This window comes from Streptomyces sp. TM32, assembly GCF_004122755.1.
Classification (GTDB): domain Bacteria; phylum Actinomycetota; class Actinomycetes; order Streptomycetales; family Streptomycetaceae; genus Streptomyces; species Streptomyces sioyaensis.
In genome coordinates, this window is record NZ_SDIG01000080.1 from 1 (window position 1) to 18,758 (window position 18,758).

The following is an 18,758-nucleotide window of genomic DNA, read 5'->3' on the forward strand; positions in this document are numbered from 1 at the left end:
TCGTCCCACTCCTCAACCAACCCCACCCCGAGCTCAGTCATACACCCACCCAACCACACACAACTGTGATTGCAGTACTAGGCCTGCCGGCCGCCCAGCGGCGGGAAGGTGACACCGGTCAGCCGCTCGGACGCCTGCCACAGTCGGCCGGCGCTCTCCGGGTCGCTGGCCGCGGCCGTCCTGCCGACCATCGCCGGTGCGCCGCGCATCTCGCCGAGCCCGTCGGGGCCGAGGTAGGACGCACCGGGCAGGTCCTGCGTGGCGGCGTAGAGGGTGGGGAGCGCACCGGCCCTGTTGTCCTGGGCGACCACGCGGTTGCCCAGTTGCATCACCGCGCGCCGCAGCGGGCTGGCGTCGGCGCCCTGCAGGTTGGTGGCGGCCCAGCCCGGGTGGGCGGCCAGGGCGCGCACCGGAGATCCCGCGGCGGTGAGGCGGCGTTGCAGTTCCAGGGTGAACAGCAGGTTGGCCAGCTTGGACTGGCTGTAGGCGGTGACGGGGCGGTACGCGCCGGTGAGGTTCAGGTTGTCGAAGTGGATGCGGTTGCCGGGCAGTCGGTGCGCCCCGGACGCCACGGTCACCACGCGGTCGGTGACGTACGGCAGCAGCAGGTTGGTCAGCGCGAAGTGGCCGAGGTGATTGGTGCCGAACTGCGTCTCGAAGCCGTCCTTGGTCCGGGACTCGGGGATGTTCATGACCCCGGCGTTGTTGATCAGCAGATCGAGCGGGTCCTGCCAGCCGTCGGCGAAGGCGCGTACGGAGGCGAGGTCGGCCAGGTCGAGGCGGCGGACCTCGACGCTGCCCCGGGCGCCCCGCACGGTGTCCGCCGCGGCCTCGCCGCGCCCGGGGTCCCGTACGGCGAGCACCACATGGGCACCCGCCCGGGCGAGGGCGTCGACGGTGGCGAGGCCGAGTCCGCTGTTGGCGCCGGTCACCACGGCGGTGCGGCCGGTCTGGTCGGGAAGGTCGGTGGAGTTCCATTTCGGGGTGTGAGCCATGGCGCCAATGTAGGCAACGCCAACAATGGTGTCAATGCCAACAATGTAGCCAGTGAATACATGGGGGATAGGATGGCCGGCATGCACACTCGTCGTTACCACCACGGAGACCTGCGCGCCGCGCTGCTCACCCGCGCCGAGCAGACGCTCCGCGAGAAGGGACCGGGCGCACTGTCCCTGCGGGAACTGGCCCGTGACCTCGGCGTCAGCCATGCCGCGCCGAGCCGGCACTTCAAGGACAAGCAGGCGCTGCTCGACGCGCTGGCGCTGGCCGGTTTCGAGCGGCTGGACGAGGCCCTGAGCGCGTCCCGGGACGCGGCGGGCGAGGCATTCACCGACCGGCTCCGCGGGTTCGTCCGCGCCTACGTGGACTTCGCCCGCGCCAACGCCGAGCTGCTCGACCTCATGTACACGATCAAGCACGGTCCGGCGGCGTCCGAGGCGCTGATCGCGGCCGGCCAGCGGCTGGGCGCGATGGCGGGGGAGCTGGTCGCGGAGGGCCAGCGCAGCGGTGAGGTACGGGAGGGGCCCGTCGACAGCATCGCGATGCCGGTGTTCACCACCCTGCACGGCTTTGCCAGCTTCGCGGTGAGCGGCGTGCTCTCCGCGGAGGAGGCCACCTCCGGCTTCGACGCGGTGTTCGCGTACATACTGCGGGGCTGCGCGCCGAGTTGAGCCGCCGTCACCCTTCACACCCCGTGTGAGGGGCGCTTCACTACGCTCAACTGACGGAGTGGTGAAGTCGACAAGGCCATGAGCTGATGGTCCGTGGGCGGGCCCGGCTCACCAGGAGGCCGGTATGGAGCCCAACACCCTGCTCGACGCGATTCTCGACGAGTCCGGCATCTCGCACGCCGGGCTCGCCGCGCGCATCAACCAGCTCGGCCGGTGTCGCGGCCTGGCGCTGCGCTACGAACACACCGCGGTGGCCCGATGGTTGAAGGGCCAGCGGCCGCGCGGGCAGGTGCCGGACCTCATCTGCGAGATCCTCGGCGAACGGCTGCACCGCCCGGTCGGGCTGGACGACATCGGGCTGAGCGGACCGGGTGCCCGGCGCAGCTCGGCCACCCCGCTCTCCGGATTCGTCGAGCGGGCCACCGCGCTGTGGCGGTCCGACGAGCAGCAGCGGCCGCACATCCTCGACGCGCCCGCGCTGACCGGTACCTCGGCGGTCATCCCCGTGTGGGAGTGGGAGAACCCTCCCGAGGACTCCGATGTGTCCCGCGACGGGCTGACGCGCGTCGGCACGGCCGACATCGAGATGCTGCGCGCCGCGCGGACGCACTACGAGACGATGTACCGGAAGGCGGGTGGTATCGCTACCAGAGCACGCATCGTGGGATTCCTCAACGCCGAGGCGGCGCCGCTGCTGCGGGGCAGCTACAGCGATGCGACGGGGCGTCAGCTCCACCGGGCGACCGGCGGACTGGTCGCGGTCGCCGGCATCTGCGCGTACGACTCGGACTCGCTCGGGCTGGCCCAGCGCTACTTCCATCAGGCGCTGCGGCTGGCCAAGGCCAGCGGGGACCGCGGCCTCGGCGCGTATGTCATCGCGCTGCTGGTCAACCAGTCCCTCTTCGTACGGGAATACCGCCAGGCGGTCGCCTTCGCGGAGGCGGCGCTGCGGGCCGCGGGCCCGCAGATCACCCCGGCGCTCGCCGCGGACCTCTACGCGATGCAGGCCAAGTCCTACGCCCGGCTCGGCGACGGCGTCAGCGCGCTGTCGTGCATCCGGCGTGCGGAGGCGGCCGCGGAGCGCATCCGGCCCGGGCAGGAGCCGGCCGAGACGGGCTATGTCCAGCCCGGCCTGGTGAACGTACAGGTGGCGGAGGCGCTGCTGAGCCTCGGGGACCTGCGGGCCGCCCGGGAGCAGGCGGACGCCGCCGTCGACACCCCCGCACACGACCGCGGCCGGGTCCACCGGCTGGCCATGCTCACCCATATCGAGCTGCGCCAAGGCGATGCGGACCGGGCCGTGGCCGATGCCGCGCAGATGACGGAGCAGGCTCGGGGCATGGAGTCGCAACGGCTGCGGGACCGGCTGCGGGCGGTGCGCGAGCATCTGGCCAGGACCGGGAGCTCCGCGACGGACGAGGCTGCCGATCTCATCGACGAGGTGCTGCGCGTTCCGCTGTGACCGGGCTCGTGTCACCTTGCCGGCCAAACAGCGGAAGGTGGCAGTTACGTGCGTTGGAACATGCTCAGCGAAAAGCCCGTCTATGCGAACCCCTGGTTCCGGGTCCAACTGGCCGATGTGGAGCTGCCGGACGGCCGTCATCTGGATCACTATCTGATCCGGATGCGGCCCGTCGCCGTGGCCACCGTGGTCAACGAGGCCAACGAGGTGTTGCTGCTGTGGCGGCACCGTTTCATCACCGACTCCTGGGGCTGGGAGCTGGCCGCCGGGGTCGTCGAGGACGGCGAGGACATCGCGGCGGCGGCGGCCCGGGAGATGGAGGAGGAAACCGGGTGGCGCCCGGGGCCCCTCCACCATCTCCTCACGGTGGAGCCGTCCAACGGCCTCACCGACGCGCGGCACCACATCTACTGGTCCGACCGGGCCGAGTACACCGGTCCGCCCCAGGACGGGTTCGAGTCCGAGCGGCGGGAGTGGGTGTCGTTGAAGCTGGTGCCCGACATGGTGGCGCGAGGGGAGGTGCCGGCCGCCAACATGGCCGCCGCGTTGCTGATGCTGCATCACATCCGGCTGGGCTGACCGGTACCGGCCGGTGACCCGCGGCCGGCGGTCACCGGCCCGTGGCCTGCCACACCGCCACCGCCAGCGCCGCGAGCCCCGTGAGCGCGGCGAGCGACGGCAGTGGCCAGCGGGCGCTCTCCAACTGCGTGACGCGGACCTGCAGTTCGTCCGCGTCACGCGTCTGCTGCTCGGAGCGCTGGGCCAGCAGCGCGAGTTGACCGTCGACCCGGGTGATGCCGACGTCGTGCAGACGTCTCAACTCGGCTAAGTCGGCGATCACCGGGTCGGTTCGGGGGTGGGCGGTCACGGTCCGCTCCTCATTCCTTCGTGTCGCGAGTTCGTAGTCCATACGGCTACCAGTCAACTGCGCTGCGGCGACGGGCGGGAGCGTGTGTGGCGGGGAGATGCTGGTCCATGTTTCACACCCCGTGCGAAATGACACGGGGTGACGGGCGGCGCGGCGCGTTCGTACGGGGTGTGAATCGCGCACCCCGACCGGGGCGGTTCACACGCTCCCGCCCGCGCCCACGGGGGAGTTCACTCGAGGGTGCCACGGGGGCCGAAGCCGGCGGACGGGCGCCCGCCGGCCCGGGGTCCGCCCGCCGGTTTTCCCCCGAGCGGCGGGCGGACGCCTCTCGGGCTCAGTACGCGTAGAACCCCGAACCGGACTTCCGGCCCAGCCGGCCCGCGTCGACCATCCGCGCGAGCAGCGGGGGAGCGGCGTACAGGGGCTCCTTGTACTCCTCGTACATGGAGGCGGCGACCGAGGCCACGGTGTCCAGGCCGATGAGGTCGGTCAGCTTGAGCGGGCCCATCGGGTGGGCGCAGCCCATCTCCATGCCGTTGTCGATGTCCTCGCGGCTGGCGATGCCCGACTCGAACATCCGGATCGCGGAGAGCAGATACGGGATGAGCAGGGCATTGACGACGAAGCCCGAGCGGTCCTGGGCGCGGATCGCGTGCTTGCCCAGGACGTCCTGGACCAGTGCCTCGGCGCGCTTGATGGTCTCCTCGCCGGTGGTCAGCGCGGGGATCAGCTCGACCAGCTTCTGTACCGGCGCCGGGTTGAAGAAGTGGATCCCGATGACCTGGTCGGGGCGGGAGGTGGCGACCGCCAGCTTCACCAGGGGGATCGAGGAGGTGTTGGAGGCGAGGATGGCGTCCGGGCGGGTGATCACCTGGTCGAGGACCTGGAAGATCTCGGTCTTGACCTGCTCGTTCTCCACCACGGCCTCGATGACGAGGTCACGGTCGGCGAATTCGCCGAGGTCGGTGGTGAAGCTGAGCCGGCCGAGCGTCTCGTCGCGCTCCGCGGTGGTGATCTTGCCGCGCTCGGCGGCCTTGCCGAGAGAGTTGGTCAGGCGGGTACGCCCCAGCTCCAGTGCTTCGCCGGTGGTCTCGGCGACCATGACGTCCAGCCCGGCGCGGGCGCACACCTCGGCGATGCCTGCGCCCATCTGGCCGCAGCCGACCACTCCGACGCGTGCAATGTCGGCAAATGTGTCCGTCACCTCGTGCCTTTCGCTGATCTTCAGAAACCGGCGGTGCGCCGTAAGGTGCGACGCCCGCTTTCGGCCCCGACGTTACTCCGCGAGGTGCTGTGCTACCGGCGTCGGGGCGGGCATTCTGAGCCCTCAAGACGGGACGAACCAGACACTTGGGGACTTTTGATGAGACGGATGACACGACGAGGGTTCGCGGTGACCGCACTGGGTGCGGCCTCCTCCCTGCTCACCGCGGGGGCGGCGGCGCCCGCGGCCGGCGCGGCGCGGCGCGAGATGCGCGGCATGTGGCTGGCGACCGTCGCCAACCTCGACTGGCCCTCCAGCGCACGGCTCACGCCGGCCGAGCAGCAGCGGGAACTGCGCGGCCTCCTCGACACCGCCGTCGCGCGCAAGCTCAACACGGTGTTCTTCCAGGTGCGGTCCACCGCGGACGCCCTGTGGCCCTCCCCGTACGAGCCGTGGGCGCAGTATCTGACCGGGCAGCAGGGCCGCGATCCGGGCTGGGACCCGCTCGACTTCGCGGTCCGCGAGGCGCACCGGCGCGATCTGGAACTGCACGCCTGGTGCAACCCCTACCGGATCGCCAACCACGCCGACCCCGGCCGGCTCGTCGCGAACCACCCCGCCCGCCGGCACCCGAAGTGGGTCCTGTCGTACGGCGGCAAGCTCTACTACAACCCCGGGCTGCCGGAGGTCCGCGCCTTCGTCCAGGACGCGATGCTCGACGCGGTGCGGCGCTACCCCGTCGACGGGGTGCACTTCGACGACTACTTCTATCCGTATCCGGTCGCCGGCCGGCACCTGGACGACGACGCGGCGTTCCAGGAGTACGGCAGCGACTCCGAGAGCCGGGACGCCTGGCGGCGGGACAACATCAACCGGCTGGTGTACGAGATGGCGGGCAAGCTCCGCGACGAGGGCGAGCGCCGAGGGCGCCGGGTGCGGTTCGGGGTCAGCCCGTTCGCGGTCTGGCGCAACCACGCCACCGACCAGCAGGGCTCCCGTACCCAGGCGGGGGTGCAGACCTACGATGATCTGTACGCCGACACCCGCCGCTGGGTGCGCGAGGGCTGGCTGGACTACATCGTGCCGCAGGTCTACTGGCCGCTGGGCACCAAGGCGGCCGACTACGCCGAACTCGTGCCCTGGTGGGCGCGGACCGTCGACGGCACGGGGGTCGACCTCTACATCGGCGAGGCGCTCTACAAAGCGGGCGGGACGGAGCCCGTCGCCTGGAAGGACCCGGCCGAGATCTCCCGCCATCTCACCTTCGCCCGCGGCTATCCGCAGGTCGGTGGCCATGTGTACTTCTCGGCGAAGGTGGTCGCCAAGGACCCGTCCGGCGCCATGGCGCGGGTCGTACGGGACCACTACGCCGGCGCGGCACGAGCTTAGGGGCCTCCCGGGTGGCCGCACGGATCGGCCGCACGGACCGTGGCCGCGCGGCCGACGTTTCGGTGGTCCGCGTACGGGACCGGGTCAGCGGCCGGATTCGGTGTCGGTGGCCTTGACGTGCCGGACGACGGAGTCGGGGCCGGGGGACATGATCGCCTCATGCCCGTCCTCGCCGCGGACACGGTAGGGCGGATCGCCGTTCGTGCCGATTACCTCGATGATCTCGACGACCCGGTCGTGATGCCCGACGGTCCTGCCGTGCACCACCAGCCGGTCGCCCCTGTTCGCGTGCATCAGGGCTCCTCCCCGTCTGGGGCGGCCGTGTGACCGGTGCGGCCGACAGTGCGCCGGCCAACGGTTGAACGGCCAACGGTTTCAACGGTTTACGGGCCTGTCGTGACCCGGACGGCGCTATCTGCCATCGCCGCAAGTTTACGTCCGCAGCGGCCCGGCGCACCCGGCAAGTGCCGGGTTGTTCCGGCCCGGGGGCCCGTGCCGGGGGTCCGTCCCGCGGCCCAGGCCCCCGGCCCCGCCCGGCAGCCCGCCCCGGCGGCCCGTCCGTCACCCCCGGGCCCGCTGGGTGACCGCGATGCACGCCAGGACGGCCAGCGCCGTGGCGGGCGCGGCCGGCGGCAGCCGCTCGCCGAGCAGCAGCACCGACCACAGCAGGGTCAGCAGCGGCTGGGCGAGCTGCAGCTGGCTCGCCCGGGCGATGCCGATCACGGCCATCCCGCGGTACCAGGCGACCATCCCGAGGAACTGCGAGCCGACCGCCAGCCACAGCACGCCGGCGACCGAGCGCGCCGTCAGCTCCAGCGGCTCGGCGGACAGCGCCAGCGCCGCGCCTGCCACCGTCACGGGCAGCGCCAGCACCAGGGCCCAGCCGATCACCTGCCAGCCCGGCATGTGGCGGGCCAGCCGGCCGCCCTCGGTGTAACCGGCCGCGCAGACCAGCAGCGCGACGAACAGCAGCAGATCGCTGCGGTTCGGCATCCCGCCGCTCTGCTGCACCGCGAAGCCGATGACGACGACGGCGCCGACCAGCGAGGCGATCCAGAACGTACGGGAGGGCCGGGCGCCGGTCCGTACGGCCGAGCAGGCGGCAGTGGCCAGCGGCAGCAGACCGACCACGACGGCGGCGTGCGAGGTGGTGGACGTCTCCAGGGCCAGGGTGGTCAGCAGCGGGAAGCCGAGCACGACGCCGCCCGCGACCACCGCGATGCCCGCCCAGTGGCGCCGCTCCGGCGGGCGTACCCGCAGTGCGAGGAGTGCGGCGCCGGCCGGGACGGTGGCCAGCACGCTGCGCAGCATCACCACCGTCCACGGGCCCATGCCCTCCAGCCCCCAGGCGGTCGCAGGGAAGGTGAGTGAGAAGGCGGCGACGCCGAGGACGGCGAGCAGCAGGCCGCGGCCGACGTGGGCGGTGGGCTTCGGGAGGCCCGGCCCCTTGACTGCGGCCTTCGGGGTGTCCGGCTCCCTGGCGGCGGTCGTCGCGGTGTCCGGATCGCAGGCGGCAGGGGCGCTGACCGCTATCCCGACGGTGGCGATAGCGCTATCGTTGTGCTTCATGCAAGAGCGTAGCAGTGGTGCCGAGCTGGCCGCTATCCTCCGTAAAGAGCTGGACCGCTACTCTCCAGGAGAGAAGCTGCCGTCCAGTCGTGCCCTCGTCGAACGGCATCGGGTCAGCCCGGTGACCGTGTCGCGGGCGCTCGCCCAGTTGGCGGCGGAGGGCCTGGTCGTCACCCGGCCCGGCGCCGGGGCCTTCCGGGCCGAACCGCGGGGCGAGGCGCCGCGTACCGTCGACACCTCCTGGCAGGAGATCGCGCTGAGCGCGGAGCCGGCCGGCGACCAGGTGCCGCGCAGCGTGGACGCCACCGGCGTGCTGGCCACCCTCGCCACTCCGGCCCCCGGTGTCATCGAGTTCGACGGCGGCTACCTGCACGCCGATCTGCAGCCCGAGCGCGCCCTGGCCGCCGCGCTCGCCCGGGCCGGCCGGCGGCCGGGCGCCTGGGGACGTCCGCCGGTCGGCGGGGTGCAGGAGCTGCGGGCCTGGTTCGCCCGGGAGATCGCCGGCTCCGGCGGCCCGCTCGGCGCCAATGACGTGCTGATCACCGGGGGCGGTCAGAGCGCGCTGACCGCGGCGCTGCGCGCGCTCGCCGCGCCGGGTGCCCCGGTGCTCGTCGAGTCCCCGACCTACCCGGGGGTGCTGGCCGTCGCCCGCGCCTCGGGGCTGCGGCCGGTGCCCGTACCGATCGACGAGGACGGGGTCCGCACGGATCTGCTCGCCGAGGCCTTCCGCGCCAGCGGGGCCCGGCTCTTCGTCTGCCAGCCGCTGTTCCAGAACCCGAGCGGCGCGGTGCTCGCCGCCGAGCGGCGCCGCGAGGTGCTGCGGGTGGTCCGCGCGGCCGGCGCCTTCGTGATCGAGGACGACTTCGCGCGGCTGCTGGCGCACGCCGACGCCCCCACGCTCCCGCCGACCCTGATGGCGGACGACCAGGACGGCACCGTCGTCCACGTCCGCTCGCTCACCAAGGCCAGTTCGCCCAATCTGCGGGTGGGTGCCCTGGCCGCCCGCGGCCCGGTGCTCGACCGGTTGCGCGCCATCCAGGTCGTCGACAGCTTCTTCGTGCCCCGGCCGCTCCAGGAAGCCGCCCTGGAACTCGTCGGCTCGCCCGCCTGGCCCCGTCATCTGCGGCTGATCGCCGGTGAGTTGACCGCCCGCCGCGACGCCCTGACCGCCGCCCTGCACCGGCAGCTGCCCGCGTTCACCCGGCACCGCCCGGCGCCGGGCCACGACCCCGCGCCCGGTGGTGTGTACGTCCCGCCGGGCGGCTTCCACCTCTGGCTGCGGCTGCCGGACGGCACCGACGAGGCGGCGCTGACCGGTGCGGCGCTCCGGGCGGGGGTCGCGGTCGCGGCCGGTCGCCCGTATTTCGCGGCCGAGCCGCCGGGCGCGTATCTGCGGCTGAGCTTCGCGGCGGCGTCCGGCACCGGCGAGATCGCCGAGGGCGTGCGCAGGCTCCGTACGGCGTGTGCGGAGTTGGGGGTGGAGGTGAGCTGAGGGCGGGGGAGGGGCGAGCCACGCGGGGGCCGCCGAGCCGGGCCGTCCACGGAGCGCGGAGCGGCGCCGAGAGCGTCCCGCTCGCCCACCGGTTCGACGCCGCCCCGCCGTTCTGCGAACCTCCCGGCATGAACGCCCCTGCCCTCGACGGCTACGAGATCTCCACCGACCCGGCCCGCCTGGACGCCGGCCTGGTCCATCACTGGCTGTCCACCGACGCCTACTGGGCCGTGGGCCGCCCGCGGGAGCTGCACGACCGCGCCGTGGCGGGCTCGCTCAACTTCGGCCTGTACGTGTCCGGTTCGGGGCGTCAGGTCGGCTATGCCCGGGTGGTCACCGACCACGCCACCTTCGCCTGGCTCTGCGACGTCTACATCTGCCGCGACGATCGCGGCAAGGGGCTGGGCACGGCCCTGGTCGAGGCCGTCGCCGACCACATGGCGCCCAGCGGCCTCAGCCGGCTGACGCTCGCCACCCAGGACGCCCACGGGGTGTACGAGAAGGTCGGCTTCCGTCCCCTGGTGTCGCCGGAGCAGTGGATGACCTTGGGGCTGATCGACCCGGGTCCTGTCGAATTGTGATCAACTGGTGCCACCGGAGCGGCGGCCCTCTTACCATCGGCGAATGAGCGTTCGACTCAAGCTGCTCGCCGCCGCCCGCAACTCCTCGCTGCTCGAAACCCGCTTCGACGACGACCGCCCGCTCGACACCGCCGGATGGTATGAGATCGAGCGGGCCGCTCCCGCCCTGTGCCGGCTCGCCGCCGCCGAACTGCGCTACTGCTCACCGTCCGCCCGCTGCCGGGACACCGGCGAGGCGCTCGGGCTGCGCCCGCTGGCCCAGCCGGCGCTGCGCGACTGCGACATGGGGCGCTGGCGCGGCCGCACGCTGGGCGAGGTGACCGCCGCCGAACCGCGCGCGGTGGAGGCCTGGCTGGCCGACCCGCGCACCGCACCGCACGGCGGGGAGTCACTGCCGGCGTTCATCTCCCGGGTCGGCGGCTGGCTGGACACCCGGCCGACCGACGACGCCGCCGGACTGCTCGCGGTCGCCGAACCCGGCGTCATCCGCGCCGCCCTGGTCTATGTGCTCCAGGCGCCCCCGCACGCGTTCTGGCGGATCGATGTGCGGCCGCTGTCGGTGACCACCTTCACCAGCCGGTCCGGCGGCTGGGACCTCCAGCTGGAGACCTGACCCGGCGCCTGCGCACCAGCGGAACGAGGCGGCCGGGTGGCGATGCAGCGGAGCATTCTCACGCGGTGTGAGGCGCACGTCCCGCGGCCGTCCCGGCGCACCACCCGGAAAGACCATTCCGCGCGCTCCGCCGTACGGGGCGTACGCACCCGTGTGACCTGCGAAAACAATGAGCGCCGGGACGGGTTCCCGGGGAGTTCGCCCCCGGTGCGGCATTCGATCGAGGTGCGCGGCGGGTGACCGGGCGCTTGTCTCGGGTTATGCACATACGGCAGATATCCCCGTACGCCCTGGCGGCCGGTGCCCTGGTGGTGCTCGTCCTGCTCGTCGGCGACGGCGACGGTGCGGACGCCGCCACCGAGGCCGTCGGCGGGGCGGTGAGCGACGCCGTCAACGAGGCCGCTCCCGCCGCCCAGGACACCGCCGGCACGGTGGTCGTACAGCCCGACCCGGTGGCACCGGGCACCGCCTTCTCCGTCCACGACGGCGGCAGCTGCGGGGGCGAATCCGCCACGGCGACCTTCGGCGACGCGGACATCCCCGCGATGCAGCTGCCCGGCCAGAGCGGCCGGACCGAGGGCACCGCGATCCTCCCGGAGAGCACGGCGCCCGGCTCGTACACGGTCACTCTCACCTGCGGCGGCACCTCCGGTGTCCGACCCGGCGCCCTGGCATCCGGCCGGGACGGCGACGACGAGGACCACGGCGCGGGGTACGGCACCGAGCAGGGCGACGGGGACGCCGGCGGGCGCGGCAAGGAAGCCGGCGACGGCCGGAAGGCCCTCACCGGCACCATGATCGTCTCCGGCGGCGCCGACGGAACCGTCCCCCAGGGCGGCGCCGACACCGGCCTCGGCGGCGCGGCCGGTACCGGCCGGACGGCCACGACGGCCGGCGGCCTGCTGCTGATGGCCGCGGCCGGCTGGGGCGCCCTCGCCCGCCGCCGGGGCACCCGCGGCGCCGGGAGCTGACGGCCGTGGAGCCCCATCCGCTCCGGCGCGGCCTGCTCATCGGCCTCCTCACGGCCCTGGTCACGGCGGGCGCGCTGGCGTTCGCCGCCACCCGGCTCCGCGACCGCGAGGCCACCAGCGAGGTCGACGACGGCACCCACACCGTGCTGCGCACCGAGATCGCCAGAGCGATCAGCGGCCAGCTCACCCTGCCGTTCCGCAGCGGGCCCGACGCGGTGCACTGCTTCGGCGACCTGCGGCCCGTGCCGTACGACGCGGTGCGCTGCACGGCGCACTTCCCCCTCGGACGGGACCGCCACCTGACCGTCGAAGTCACCCGCGTCCGCCACAACATGGTCACCTAACCGGCGCCACTCGCTGCCCCGTTGAACGGCGCCGCGGCGTCCCGTGTCCCCGCGCCGTGGCCCTACGGCGCGGGCCGCACCGCCGCCGGGCTGTGGGTCAGCCAGGCGTTCGCCGCCTCGACCCGGCCGCCCACCTGGAGCTTTGCGTAGGCGTGCTCCAGATGTTTGTCGACGGTGCGTGGGCTGATCGCCAGGCGGTGGGCGATCTGCTGGTTCGTCAGGCCCCGGGCGAGCAGGGCAAGGACGGCGGACTCGCGACGGGTGACGGGGGGCGGCACGGGCATCGGCGGGGCGAGCCGGCCGAGGACACGGCTGAGCCGGGTGCGCAGGACGGCGGCGGCCGCCACGTCGTCGTCGGAGAAGTCGCCGCCACTGCGGCTGAACGCCACACAGACCCTCCGCGGCACCCCCTCCGCACGGCCGGCGGGGAACGACATCGCCAGCTGATGCTCGCTGCCGCACGGCCGGTAGACGTCGGTGTAGGCGGCGAGGGCATGGAATGCCCCGGGGGTCTGGAGCGTGGAGCGGCGCATCGGGGTGCCCGGGCCCAGGGTGGTGTGGGCGACGAGGGGGTCGGCGGCCGACTCGCGGGCGAACGCCTCCCGGAGGTCGTCGGTCAGCAGGCCGGCGGGCAGGGTGAGCGGGCGGTCGGCTGAGCCGGCGCGGGGGGACCAGACGATGCTGTCGCCGGGGACGGCGGCGAGCAACAGCGGGAGCAGGGCCGGAACGAGGGATTCCTCGTCGACGGCCTCGCCCAAGAGGTCCACGACGGCGAGAATGCGCCGCAGGCCGGCCTCCGCGGCCGCGCTCATACGTCCAGCGTGCCGAGGGGGCAGGGGCCAGTCAAACGAGGGCCCGCCCGGCGGGCGGGACGCACGGAGGACAAGCGGAGGCTTGCAGCCGGCCGCGCCGACGACGCTGGACACCCGGCCGACGATGGCCACCCGGCCGGCCGGGGGAAGACCGGCCGGGCGCGTCAGACGCCTCAGCGCCCGACGGCATAGACGCGGTTGACGGGGGTCTCCGCGGCGAGTCGCCAGTGGTGGAGGCCGGCTTCGTCGGCGATCTGCCGCATCACCTCCTCACCCGCGTGGTTTCCCAGTGCCTGCGGTCCGTGCTGGGCCAGCGCGGACGGCAGACAGACGGCGACCGAGGATGCGGTGATCGCCCGGCCGATGGGGTGGGTGTTCTCCTCGGCGTGCGCCGAGACGTTCGGTTCGACGAGCATGCAGGTCCCGTCGTCGGCCAGCGCCTCCTCGGCGTGGTGGAGGGCGCCGCCCGGATCGCCGATGTCGTGCAGACAGTCGAAGAACGTGATCAGGTCGAAGTCCTCGCCCGGGAAGTCCTGGGCGGTGGCGACCTCGAAGCTGACCCGGTCGCCCAGGCCCTGTTCGGCCACGTTCTCGCGGGCCGCCTCGACGGACGGGCGGTGGAAGTCGAAGCCGCGGAACCGTGACCGGGGAAAGGCCTGCGCCATCAGCGTCGTGGAGTAGCCGTATCCGCACCCGACGTCCGCGACGAGCGCGCCGCGCTCCAGCTTCTCCACCACGCCGTCCAGCGCGGTCAGCCACTCCGGTACCAGCGCGGCCGCATAGCCGGGGCGGAAGAACTTCGCGGTACCGGCGAACAGCGCCGGGCCGTGCTCCTCCCAGCCGACGCCCGCTCCGGTGCGAAAGGCCGTCAGGAGGGCGTCCTCGGTGGCGTAGAGGGCCTGCAGCAGGGTGAAGAAACCGGCCGCGTACGTGGGGGCGTCCTGGTCCGCCAGGACGGCGGCGTGCTCGTCGGGGAGCAGGTAGGTGTCGGTGCCGGGCGCGTAGTCGACGTATTCGCCGGCCACCTGGGCGGCCAGCCATTCGCGCACATAGCGTTCGGCCAGCCCGGTGCGGTCGGCGAGCTGTGTGGAGGTGAGCGGCCCGGCACCGGCCATGGCCGCGTACAGCCCGAGCCGGTCGCCGAGCGAGGTGCACAGGCCGGCGACCGCGGCGGCGCTGTCCGAGATCACCTTCTCCAGGAACTGCTGCACCCGCTCTTCGTCCATGGCCCCACCGGACGTGAGGCCGGCAGAGGTCGCCATGTGTGCTCACCTCTCCTGCGTCCTCTCCCACTGCAGCAGCGCGGCCGCCCGCCGCGCCATACGGGATTCGCCGTATTCGACGGGGGGACGGCACCGGCCGACACTGGAAGAACGAGGAGGTGCACCATGCGGAAGAAGGTCGACTGCCGGGATCACCCGAGCGAGATGAACTGCAGCCTCGTCATCTCCGGCGAGGAGGACGAAGTGATCCGCGCCGCCGCCGAGCACGCGGTCTCCGTCCATGGGCACGCGGACAGCCCCGAACTGCGGGAGCAGATCAAGGCCGAGCTGAAGGACGAGGTTCCGCAGCACGCCTGACGCGCACGGCGATACGCCGTCCTGGCACGGGGCGGCGTTTTCGTCGCGCCCGCACGCGCGCCGCAGGGGCCAACGACCGGCTGCGGGCCACCGACCGGCGCCGGGCCACCGACCGGCGGGCAACCGACCACCGACCGGCGTCGGGGGGCTACGACCGGCGGCGGGGCTTGCCGCTCTTGGCGCCCTTGCCGCCCTTGGCCCCGCCGGCACCGCCGCGCGGGCTCTTGCCAGCCGTCTTACCGGTCGTCTTGCCGGCCGCGGGCTTGCGCCGCGCACCGCCGGCGGGAGCCCGCTTCGACGGTTTCGGCTCGGCCGGTGCGGTGGTGCGGCCCCGGGTGCTGTTGACCGTCCGCCCGCGCACGATCCCGATGAAGTCCTCCACCAGGTCGGTGGTCGCGTCCTCCGGCCAGGACAGCGCGACCCGCGACCGGGGGGCATCGGTAAGGGGCCGGTAGGTGAGGTCCCTGCGGTGGTGCAGCCGGGCGAGCGACTGCGGGACGACGAGCACGCCCACCCCGGCCGCCACGAGTTCGATGGCGTCCGCGGTCGTGGCGGGACGCTCGTTCGCGGGGCGGCCCGGCAGGGTCTCCCAGTCGAGGGTGTCATCGAGGGGGTGCAGCACGATGTCGTCGGCCAGGTCCTCGGCGGACACCTCGTCGACCGCCGCCACGAGGTGGTCCTTCGGGATCACGACGACCGTCGTCTCGGTGTAGAGGGGGATCGCGCTGAAGGTCGTGCGGTCGACCGGCAGCCGTACGAAACCCGCGTCGGCGCCGCCGTCCCGCAGCACACCGGCGGCCTCGGTGTCGGTCACGGCGACCAGGGTCAGCGGGACGCCGGGCAGCCGCTCCTGCCAGATACGCACCCACTTGGCCGGCGTCACGCCCGGTACGTACGCGAGCCGGAACGAGGGGGGCACATCGGAGCCTGTCACGCCGCCAGGTTACCGGTCGTGGTCGGAGCCCTCGCACACGCTGGCTACCCTTGACACCATGACGTCGCACCAGACCACCCAGACCATGAAGCCCGCGACCGCGGCAAAGAAGTTGGGTGTGTTCCTCGAAGCCACCCCCACCGAGTTCCAGGAGGGTGTGGTCTCGCGCAGCGAGCTCAACGCGCTGCAGGCCGATCCGCCGGAGTGGCTGGTGGAGCTGCGGCGCAACGGCCCGCACCCCCGCCCGGTGGTCGCGGCGAAGCTCGGCGTCTCCATCTCGGGCCTGGTGCGCGGCGGCGTCACCGAGCCCCTCACCACCGAGCAGATCGACGCGCTGAAGCAGGAGCTCCCCGAGTGGCTGCAGAAGGAACGCGCCACCCAGGCCGAGGTCCGCAAGGAAGCCGTACGCATCAAGGAGAAGCAGCAGGAGAAGGACGCGAAGCGGGCCGAGTGACCTCGCTCATGCCTTCCTGAACCGCCTGCCGCCTGCCCGGCCCCCCGCCTCCGTCCCTTCCTTCCGGGCGGTCACCTCCCCGGACAGCACACCTGGCCCCCGCCTCCACGGCGGCTCGCCCTCACATGCGCCCGCACCGGTCACGCCCCGATGGATCACCCGCCGGGCGGAGCAGGGCCTGCTGGGTGAGGCTGAGCCGTGGAGGTAGGCCATGGGAAAGGTGCAGGCAGACGTGTGCGTGGTGGGCGCCGGCTTCGCCGGGCTCGCAGCTGCCGGACGGCTGGTCCAAGCCGGTCACGAGGTGGTCGTCCTTGAGGCCAGGGACCGGGTGGGCGGCCGGGTGTGGAACCGGGAGCTTCCCGACGGGACGGTGGTCTCGGCCGGCGGCACCTGGCTGGGCAAGGGGCAGGACCGCATGTTCCAGCTCTGCCGGGAACTGGGACTTGCGGTGTACCCCCAGTACGAGCAGGGCGATCACCTCCTGCGCCTGGACGGCGTCAACCACCGTTACCGCGGTGCTCTCCCCGTCACCGGCCCGGGGACGCTCTTCGCCCTCGGCCTGGCGTTTTCCCGTCTGCATCTGATGGCGCGGAGCCTCCCGGCGGATGCCCCGTGGCGGGCCCGGAGCGCTCGGGCGTGGGACGCCCGCACGCTCGGGCAGTGGCTTTCCGACCCGCTCAACGTGCCCTCGGCGACCGCCCGCACCCTGCTCAGGTCGACCATGCACCTGCTGTTCTGCGCCGACCCGGCAGAGGTCTCGCTGCTGGGCGCCCTCACCCTGGCCCGGGGCGGCGGCGGTTTCGGCTACTACACCGACTCCCGCAGAACCGAATCCCACGTCGTGGACGGCGGAGCCCCCGAACTGGCCAGGCGCATGGCCGAGCAGCTGGGAGAGCGGGTGCACCTGTCCAGCCCCGTCCAGCGGATCGCACACGACGGCACCGGTGTGCGGATCGCCTCCGACTCGCTCACCGTGCGGGCGCGACGCGTGATCGTGGCGACGCCGCCGCTGCTGGCGGGGCGGATCAGCTTCGACCCGCCGCTTCCCACCGCGGCCGGCCGTCTGCTGCAGCGCGTGGTACCGGGGTCGATCATCCGGGTGCACACGGTCTACCCGCGGCCGTTCTGGCGCGCGCTGGGCCTGTCGGGACAGACGCTCGCGCCCCGGTCGCCCGTCCCGATCACCATCGACCAGACACCACAGTCGGGAGAGCCGGGGGTGCTCAGCAGCTACGCCTTCAGTACCGGAGCCCTGCGAATGGGGCGCCTGGATCCGGCCGAACGGCGCGAGGTCTGGCTGGCCGCGCTGGCCGAGCGGTTCGGTGCCGAGGCACGCCGCCCCAGCCAGTATCTGGAGACCGACTGGTCCTCCCAGCAGTGGTCGCTGGGCGGGATGATCGGCCACTTCCCGACCGGCACCCTCACCAACTACGGCAGCGCGCTGCGCGAGCCGGTGGGCCGGATCCACTGGGCCAGTACCGAGTCGGCCACGCTGATGCACGGTCTGATGGAGGGCGCGGTGCGCTCCGGCGAGCGAGCCGCCCAGGAGGTCCTGACCGCGCTCTCTTCCGGCCGGCACGTCGCCGCCCTGCACGACCGTTCTGCCTGATCCGGCTGCCCGGACCGGCCGTTTCGGCGCGACGCAGGAAGGATCGTCCGCCCGGCCACCCGACCACACCGGCCCCGGGTCACCCCCACCCCACCTCATTGCATAAAACTGCCTCCATCCGTATAGTCATGCCATGAAGAAGGAGGGTCCATGACGGTACGAGCAGCAGTGGCCGGTGCGAGTGGGTACGCGGGGGGCGAAGTGCTGCGTCTGCTTCTGGGGCACCCGGAGGTGGAGATCGGGGCGCTGACCGGGTACTCGAACGCGGGTCAGCGCCTGGGGGCGCTACAGCCGCAGCTGGTCCCGCTGGCCGACCGGGTGCTGGCGCCGACCAGTGCCGAGGCCCTGGCCGGGCACGATGTCGTCTTTCTCGCGCTGCCGCACGGCCAGTCCGCCGCGGTCGCCGAGGAGCTCGGGCCCGAGGTGCTCGTCGTCGACTGCGGGGCCGACTTCCGGCTCACCGACGCCGCGGACTGGGAGGCGTTCTACGGCACGCCCCACGCGGGCACCTGGCCGTACGGCCTCCCCGAGCTGCCCGGGGGCCGCGCGGCGCTGCAGGGGACCCGGCGCATCGCGGTCCCGGGCTGCTACCCGACCGCCGTCTCGCTCGCCCTGTTCCCCGCCTACGCGGACCGGCTCGCCGAGCCCGAGGCCGTCATCGTGGCGGCCACCGGCACCTCCGGCGCCGGCAAGGCGCTCAAGCCGCATCTGCTGGGTTCCGAGGTCATGGGCGCGATGAGCCCGTACGGCGTCGGCGGCGGCCACCGGCACACCCCCGAGATGATCCAGAACCTGAGCGCGGTGGCCGGCGAGCGCATCGGCGTCTCCTTCACCCCGACCCTCGCCCCCATGTCGCGCGGCATCCTCGCCACCTGCTCGGCCCGGGCCAGGCCCGGTGTGGACGCCGCCGCCGTACGGGCCGCGTACGAGAAGGCGCTGGCCGACGAGCCGTTCGTCCGGCTGTTGCCCGAGGGCCAGTGGCCGTCGACCGCCTCCGTGTACGGCTCCAACACCGCGCAGATCCAGGTGACCCTCGACGCCGCGGCCGGCCGGATCATCGCGATCAGCGCCCTCGACAACCTCACCAAGGGCACCGCGGGCGGCGCGGTACAGAGCATGAACATCGCCCTGGGACTCCCGGAGGAGACGGGCCTGCCGAAGGTCGGGGTCGCCCCGTGATCCGGAGCGGCACAGGAGAGCAAGGCG

The 18,758-nt window shown here is 73.1% G+C and carries 21 protein-coding genes; 13 read left to right on the plus strand and 8 right to left on the minus strand.

Annotated features, from left to right (window positions below):
* Positions 1-77: 77 nt before the first annotated feature.
* On the minus strand, positions 78-995 hold the full coding sequence (locus EST92_RS18485) for an oxidoreductase (RefSeq protein WP_129281999.1): 918 nt from the start codon (positions 993-995) through the stop codon (positions 78-80).
* An 81-nt stretch (positions 996-1,076) separates the two neighbouring features.
* Here EST92_RS18485 and EST92_RS18490 point away from each other — a divergent pair, with 81 nt between their 5' ends.
* The 3 genes from EST92_RS18490 to EST92_RS18500 all read left to right on the plus strand — a co-directional run bounded on the left by EST92_RS18490 (position 1,077) and on the right by EST92_RS18500 (position 3,711).
* Positions 1,077-1,670 (plus strand): TetR/AcrR family transcriptional regulator, encoded by a 594-nt coding sequence (locus EST92_RS18490; RefSeq protein WP_129282000.1) that lies wholly within the window; start codon positions 1,077-1,079, stop codon positions 1,668-1,670.
* A 124-nt stretch (positions 1,671-1,794) separates the two neighbouring features.
* A complete protein-coding gene (locus EST92_RS18495) occupies positions 1,795-3,132 on the plus strand; it encodes a transcriptional regulator (protein WP_129282001.1) in 1,338 nt (445 codons plus the stop codon).
* 48 nt (positions 3,133-3,180) lie between these two features.
* Positions 3,181-3,711: an NUDIX domain-containing protein gene (locus EST92_RS18500; RefSeq protein WP_129282002.1), complete on the plus strand. Its 531-nt coding sequence runs from the start codon at positions 3,181-3,183 to the stop codon at positions 3,709-3,711.
* Between the two features lie 31 nt (positions 3,712-3,742).
* On the opposite strand, the gene EST92_RS18505 is transcribed toward EST92_RS18500, so the two are convergent.
* Together EST92_RS18505 and EST92_RS18510 are read right to left on the minus strand one after the other, a co-directional pair.
* Positions 3,743-4,000 (minus strand): hypothetical protein, encoded by a 258-nt coding sequence (locus tag EST92_RS18505; protein WP_129245313.1) that lies wholly within the window; start codon positions 3,998-4,000, stop codon positions 3,743-3,745.
* 334 nt (positions 4,001-4,334) lie between these two features.
* Positions 4,335-5,204: a 3-hydroxybutyryl-CoA dehydrogenase gene (locus EST92_RS18510; RefSeq protein ID WP_174244054.1), complete on the minus strand. Its 870-nt coding sequence runs from the start codon at positions 5,202-5,204 to the stop codon at positions 4,335-4,337.
* Between the two features lie 159 nt (positions 5,205-5,363).
* Between EST92_RS18510 and EST92_RS18515 the strand changes: the two genes are divergently transcribed.
* The gene (locus tag EST92_RS18515) at positions 5,364-6,593 is read left to right on the plus strand and encodes a family 10 glycosylhydrolase (protein WP_129282004.1); all 1,230 of its coding nucleotides are present in this window, start codon (positions 5,364-5,366) and stop codon (positions 6,591-6,593) included.
* An 84-nt stretch (positions 6,594-6,677) separates the two neighbouring features.
* Here the strand turns inward: EST92_RS18515 and EST92_RS18520 are convergent, their stop codons facing one another.
* Positions 6,678-6,887 carry a DUF1918 domain-containing protein gene (locus tag EST92_RS18520; protein ID WP_006607564.1) on the minus strand — a complete coding sequence of 70 codons (210 nt, stop codon included), beginning with the start codon at positions 6,885-6,887 and terminating at the stop codon, positions 6,678-6,680.
* Positions 6,888-7,154: 267 nt separating this feature from the next.
* Entirely contained in the window at positions 7,155-8,162 is a 1,008-nt protein-coding gene (locus tag EST92_RS18525; protein ID WP_129282005.1) for a DMT family transporter, read from the minus strand.
* Between EST92_RS18525 and EST92_RS18530 the strand changes: the two genes are divergently transcribed.
* The 5 genes from EST92_RS18530 to EST92_RS18550 all read left to right on the plus strand — a co-directional run bounded on the left by EST92_RS18530 (position 8,161) and on the right by EST92_RS18550 (position 12,163).
* Complete coding sequence (locus tag EST92_RS18530) at positions 8,161-9,654, plus strand: PLP-dependent aminotransferase family protein (RefSeq protein WP_129282006.1); 1,494 nt, start codon at positions 8,161-8,163, stop codon at positions 9,652-9,654. The two genes, EST92_RS18525 and EST92_RS18530, sit on opposite strands and share 2 nt — an antisense overlap.
* 128 nt (positions 9,655-9,782) lie before the next feature.
* Positions 9,783-10,235, plus strand: a complete 453-nt coding sequence (locus EST92_RS18535; RefSeq protein WP_129282007.1) for a GNAT family N-acetyltransferase — start codon at positions 9,783-9,785, stop codon at positions 10,233-10,235.
* A gap of 43 nt (positions 10,236-10,278) precedes the next feature.
* On the plus strand, positions 10,279-10,848 hold the full coding sequence (locus EST92_RS18540) for a histidine phosphatase family protein (RefSeq protein WP_129282008.1): 570 nt from the start codon (positions 10,279-10,281) through the stop codon (positions 10,846-10,848).
* Between the two features lie 260 nt (positions 10,849-11,108).
* Positions 11,109-11,819, plus strand: coding sequence for a hypothetical protein (locus EST92_RS18545; protein ID WP_129282009.1), 711 nt, complete (start codon positions 11,109-11,111; stop codon positions 11,817-11,819).
* A gap of 5 nt (positions 11,820-11,824) precedes the next feature.
* The gene (locus EST92_RS18550; RefSeq protein ID WP_254068902.1) at positions 11,825-12,163 is read left to right on the plus strand and encodes a DUF4333 domain-containing protein; all 339 of its coding nucleotides are present in this window, start codon (positions 11,825-11,827) and stop codon (positions 12,161-12,163) included.
* 62 nt (positions 12,164-12,225) lie between these two features.
* Here EST92_RS18550 and EST92_RS18555 read toward each other — a convergent pair whose 3' ends face one another.
* Together EST92_RS18555 and EST92_RS18560 are read right to left on the minus strand one after the other, a co-directional pair.
* Positions 12,226-12,975, minus strand: coding sequence for a helix-turn-helix transcriptional regulator (locus EST92_RS18555; RefSeq protein ID WP_129282010.1), 750 nt, complete (start codon positions 12,973-12,975; stop codon positions 12,226-12,228).
* Between the two features lie 173 nt (positions 12,976-13,148).
* The gene (locus tag EST92_RS18560) at positions 13,149-14,237 is read right to left on the minus strand and encodes a class I SAM-dependent methyltransferase (RefSeq protein ID WP_129282011.1); all 1,089 of its coding nucleotides are present in this window, start codon (positions 14,235-14,237) and stop codon (positions 13,149-13,151) included.
* A gap of 126 nt (positions 14,238-14,363) precedes the next feature.
* On the opposite strand from EST92_RS18560, the gene EST92_RS18565 reads away from it, so the two are divergent.
* Positions 14,364-14,555 (plus strand): DUF1059 domain-containing protein, encoded by a 192-nt coding sequence (locus tag EST92_RS18565; RefSeq protein WP_129282012.1) that lies wholly within the window; start codon positions 14,364-14,366, stop codon positions 14,553-14,555.
* Between the two features lie 148 nt (positions 14,556-14,703).
* Here EST92_RS18565 and EST92_RS18570 read toward each other — a convergent pair whose 3' ends face one another.
* The gene (locus EST92_RS18570) at positions 14,704-15,489 is read right to left on the minus strand and encodes a LysR substrate-binding domain-containing protein (protein WP_129282013.1); all 786 of its coding nucleotides are present in this window, start codon (positions 15,487-15,489) and stop codon (positions 14,704-14,706) included.
* Between the two features lie 58 nt (positions 15,490-15,547).
* Between EST92_RS18570 and EST92_RS18575 the strand changes: the two genes are divergently transcribed.
* The 3 genes from EST92_RS18575 (at position 15,548) to argC (ending at position 18,731) form a co-directional block, all read left to right on the plus strand.
* Positions 15,548-15,943 carry a DUF5997 family protein gene (locus tag EST92_RS18575; protein ID WP_129282014.1) on the plus strand — a complete coding sequence of 132 codons (396 nt, stop codon included), beginning with the start codon at positions 15,548-15,550 and terminating at the stop codon, positions 15,941-15,943.
* Positions 15,944-16,154: 211 nt separating this feature from the next.
* Positions 16,155-17,552 carry an FAD-dependent oxidoreductase gene (locus EST92_RS18580; RefSeq protein ID WP_129282015.1) on the plus strand — a complete coding sequence of 466 codons (1,398 nt, stop codon included), beginning with the start codon at positions 16,155-16,157 and terminating at the stop codon, positions 17,550-17,552.
* 150 nt (positions 17,553-17,702) lie between these two features.
* The gene (gene argC, locus EST92_RS18585; protein ID WP_129282016.1) at positions 17,703-18,731 is read left to right on the plus strand and encodes an N-acetyl-gamma-glutamyl-phosphate reductase; all 1,029 of its coding nucleotides are present in this window, start codon (positions 17,703-17,705) and stop codon (positions 18,729-18,731) included.
* The last annotated feature ends 27 nt before the right edge of the window (positions 18,732-18,758 follow it).

Excerpts from the sequence above, each read along its gene's own strand:
- EST92_RS18575 (WP_129282014.1), top strand. The coding sequence starts at position 15,548 with ATGACGTCGCACCAGACCACCCAGACCATGAAGCCCGCGACCGCGGCA.
- EST92_RS18555 (WP_129282010.1), bottom strand. The coding sequence starts at position 12,975 with ATGAGCGCGGCCGCGGAGGCCGGCCTGCGGCGCATTCTCGCCGTCGTG.
- argC (WP_129282016.1), top strand. The coding sequence starts at position 17,703 with ATGACGGTACGAGCAGCAGTGGCCGGTGCGAGTGGGTACGCGGGGGGC.
- EST92_RS18515 (WP_129282004.1), top strand. The coding sequence starts at position 5,364 with ATGAGACGGATGACACGACGAGGGTTCGCGGTGACCGCACTGGGTGCG.
- EST92_RS18560 (WP_129282011.1), bottom strand. The coding sequence starts at position 14,237 with ATGGCGACCTCTGCCGGCCTCACGTCCGGTGGGGCCATGGACGAAGAG.
- EST92_RS18580 (WP_129282015.1), top strand. The coding sequence starts at position 16,155 with ATGGGAAAGGTGCAGGCAGACGTGTGCGTGGTGGGCGCCGGCTTCGCC.
- EST92_RS18535 (WP_129282007.1), top strand. The coding sequence starts at position 9,783 with ATGAACGCCCCTGCCCTCGACGGCTACGAGATCTCCACCGACCCGGCC.
- EST92_RS18525 (WP_129282005.1), bottom strand. The coding sequence starts at position 8,162 with ATGAAGCACAACGATAGCGCTATCGCCACCGTCGGGATAGCGGTCAGC.
- EST92_RS18485 (WP_129281999.1), bottom strand. The coding sequence starts at position 995 with ATGGCTCACACCCCGAAATGGAACTCCACCGACCTTCCCGACCAGACC.
- EST92_RS18490 (WP_129282000.1), top strand. The coding sequence starts at position 1,077 with ATGCACACTCGTCGTTACCACCACGGAGACCTGCGCGCCGCGCTGCTC.
- EST92_RS18545 (WP_129282009.1), top strand. The coding sequence starts at position 11,109 with ATGCACATACGGCAGATATCCCCGTACGCCCTGGCGGCCGGTGCCCTG.
- EST92_RS18520 (WP_006607564.1), bottom strand. The coding sequence starts at position 6,887 with ATGCACGCGAACAGGGGCGACCGGCTGGTGGTGCACGGCAGGACCGTC.
- EST92_RS18540 (WP_129282008.1), top strand. The coding sequence starts at position 10,279 with ATGAGCGTTCGACTCAAGCTGCTCGCCGCCGCCCGCAACTCCTCGCTG.
- EST92_RS18565 (WP_129282012.1), top strand. The coding sequence starts at position 14,364 with ATGCGGAAGAAGGTCGACTGCCGGGATCACCCGAGCGAGATGAACTGC.
- EST92_RS18495 (WP_129282001.1), top strand. The coding sequence starts at position 1,795 with ATGGAGCCCAACACCCTGCTCGACGCGATTCTCGACGAGTCCGGCATC.
- EST92_RS18530 (WP_129282006.1), top strand. The coding sequence starts at position 8,161 with ATGCAAGAGCGTAGCAGTGGTGCCGAGCTGGCCGCTATCCTCCGTAAA.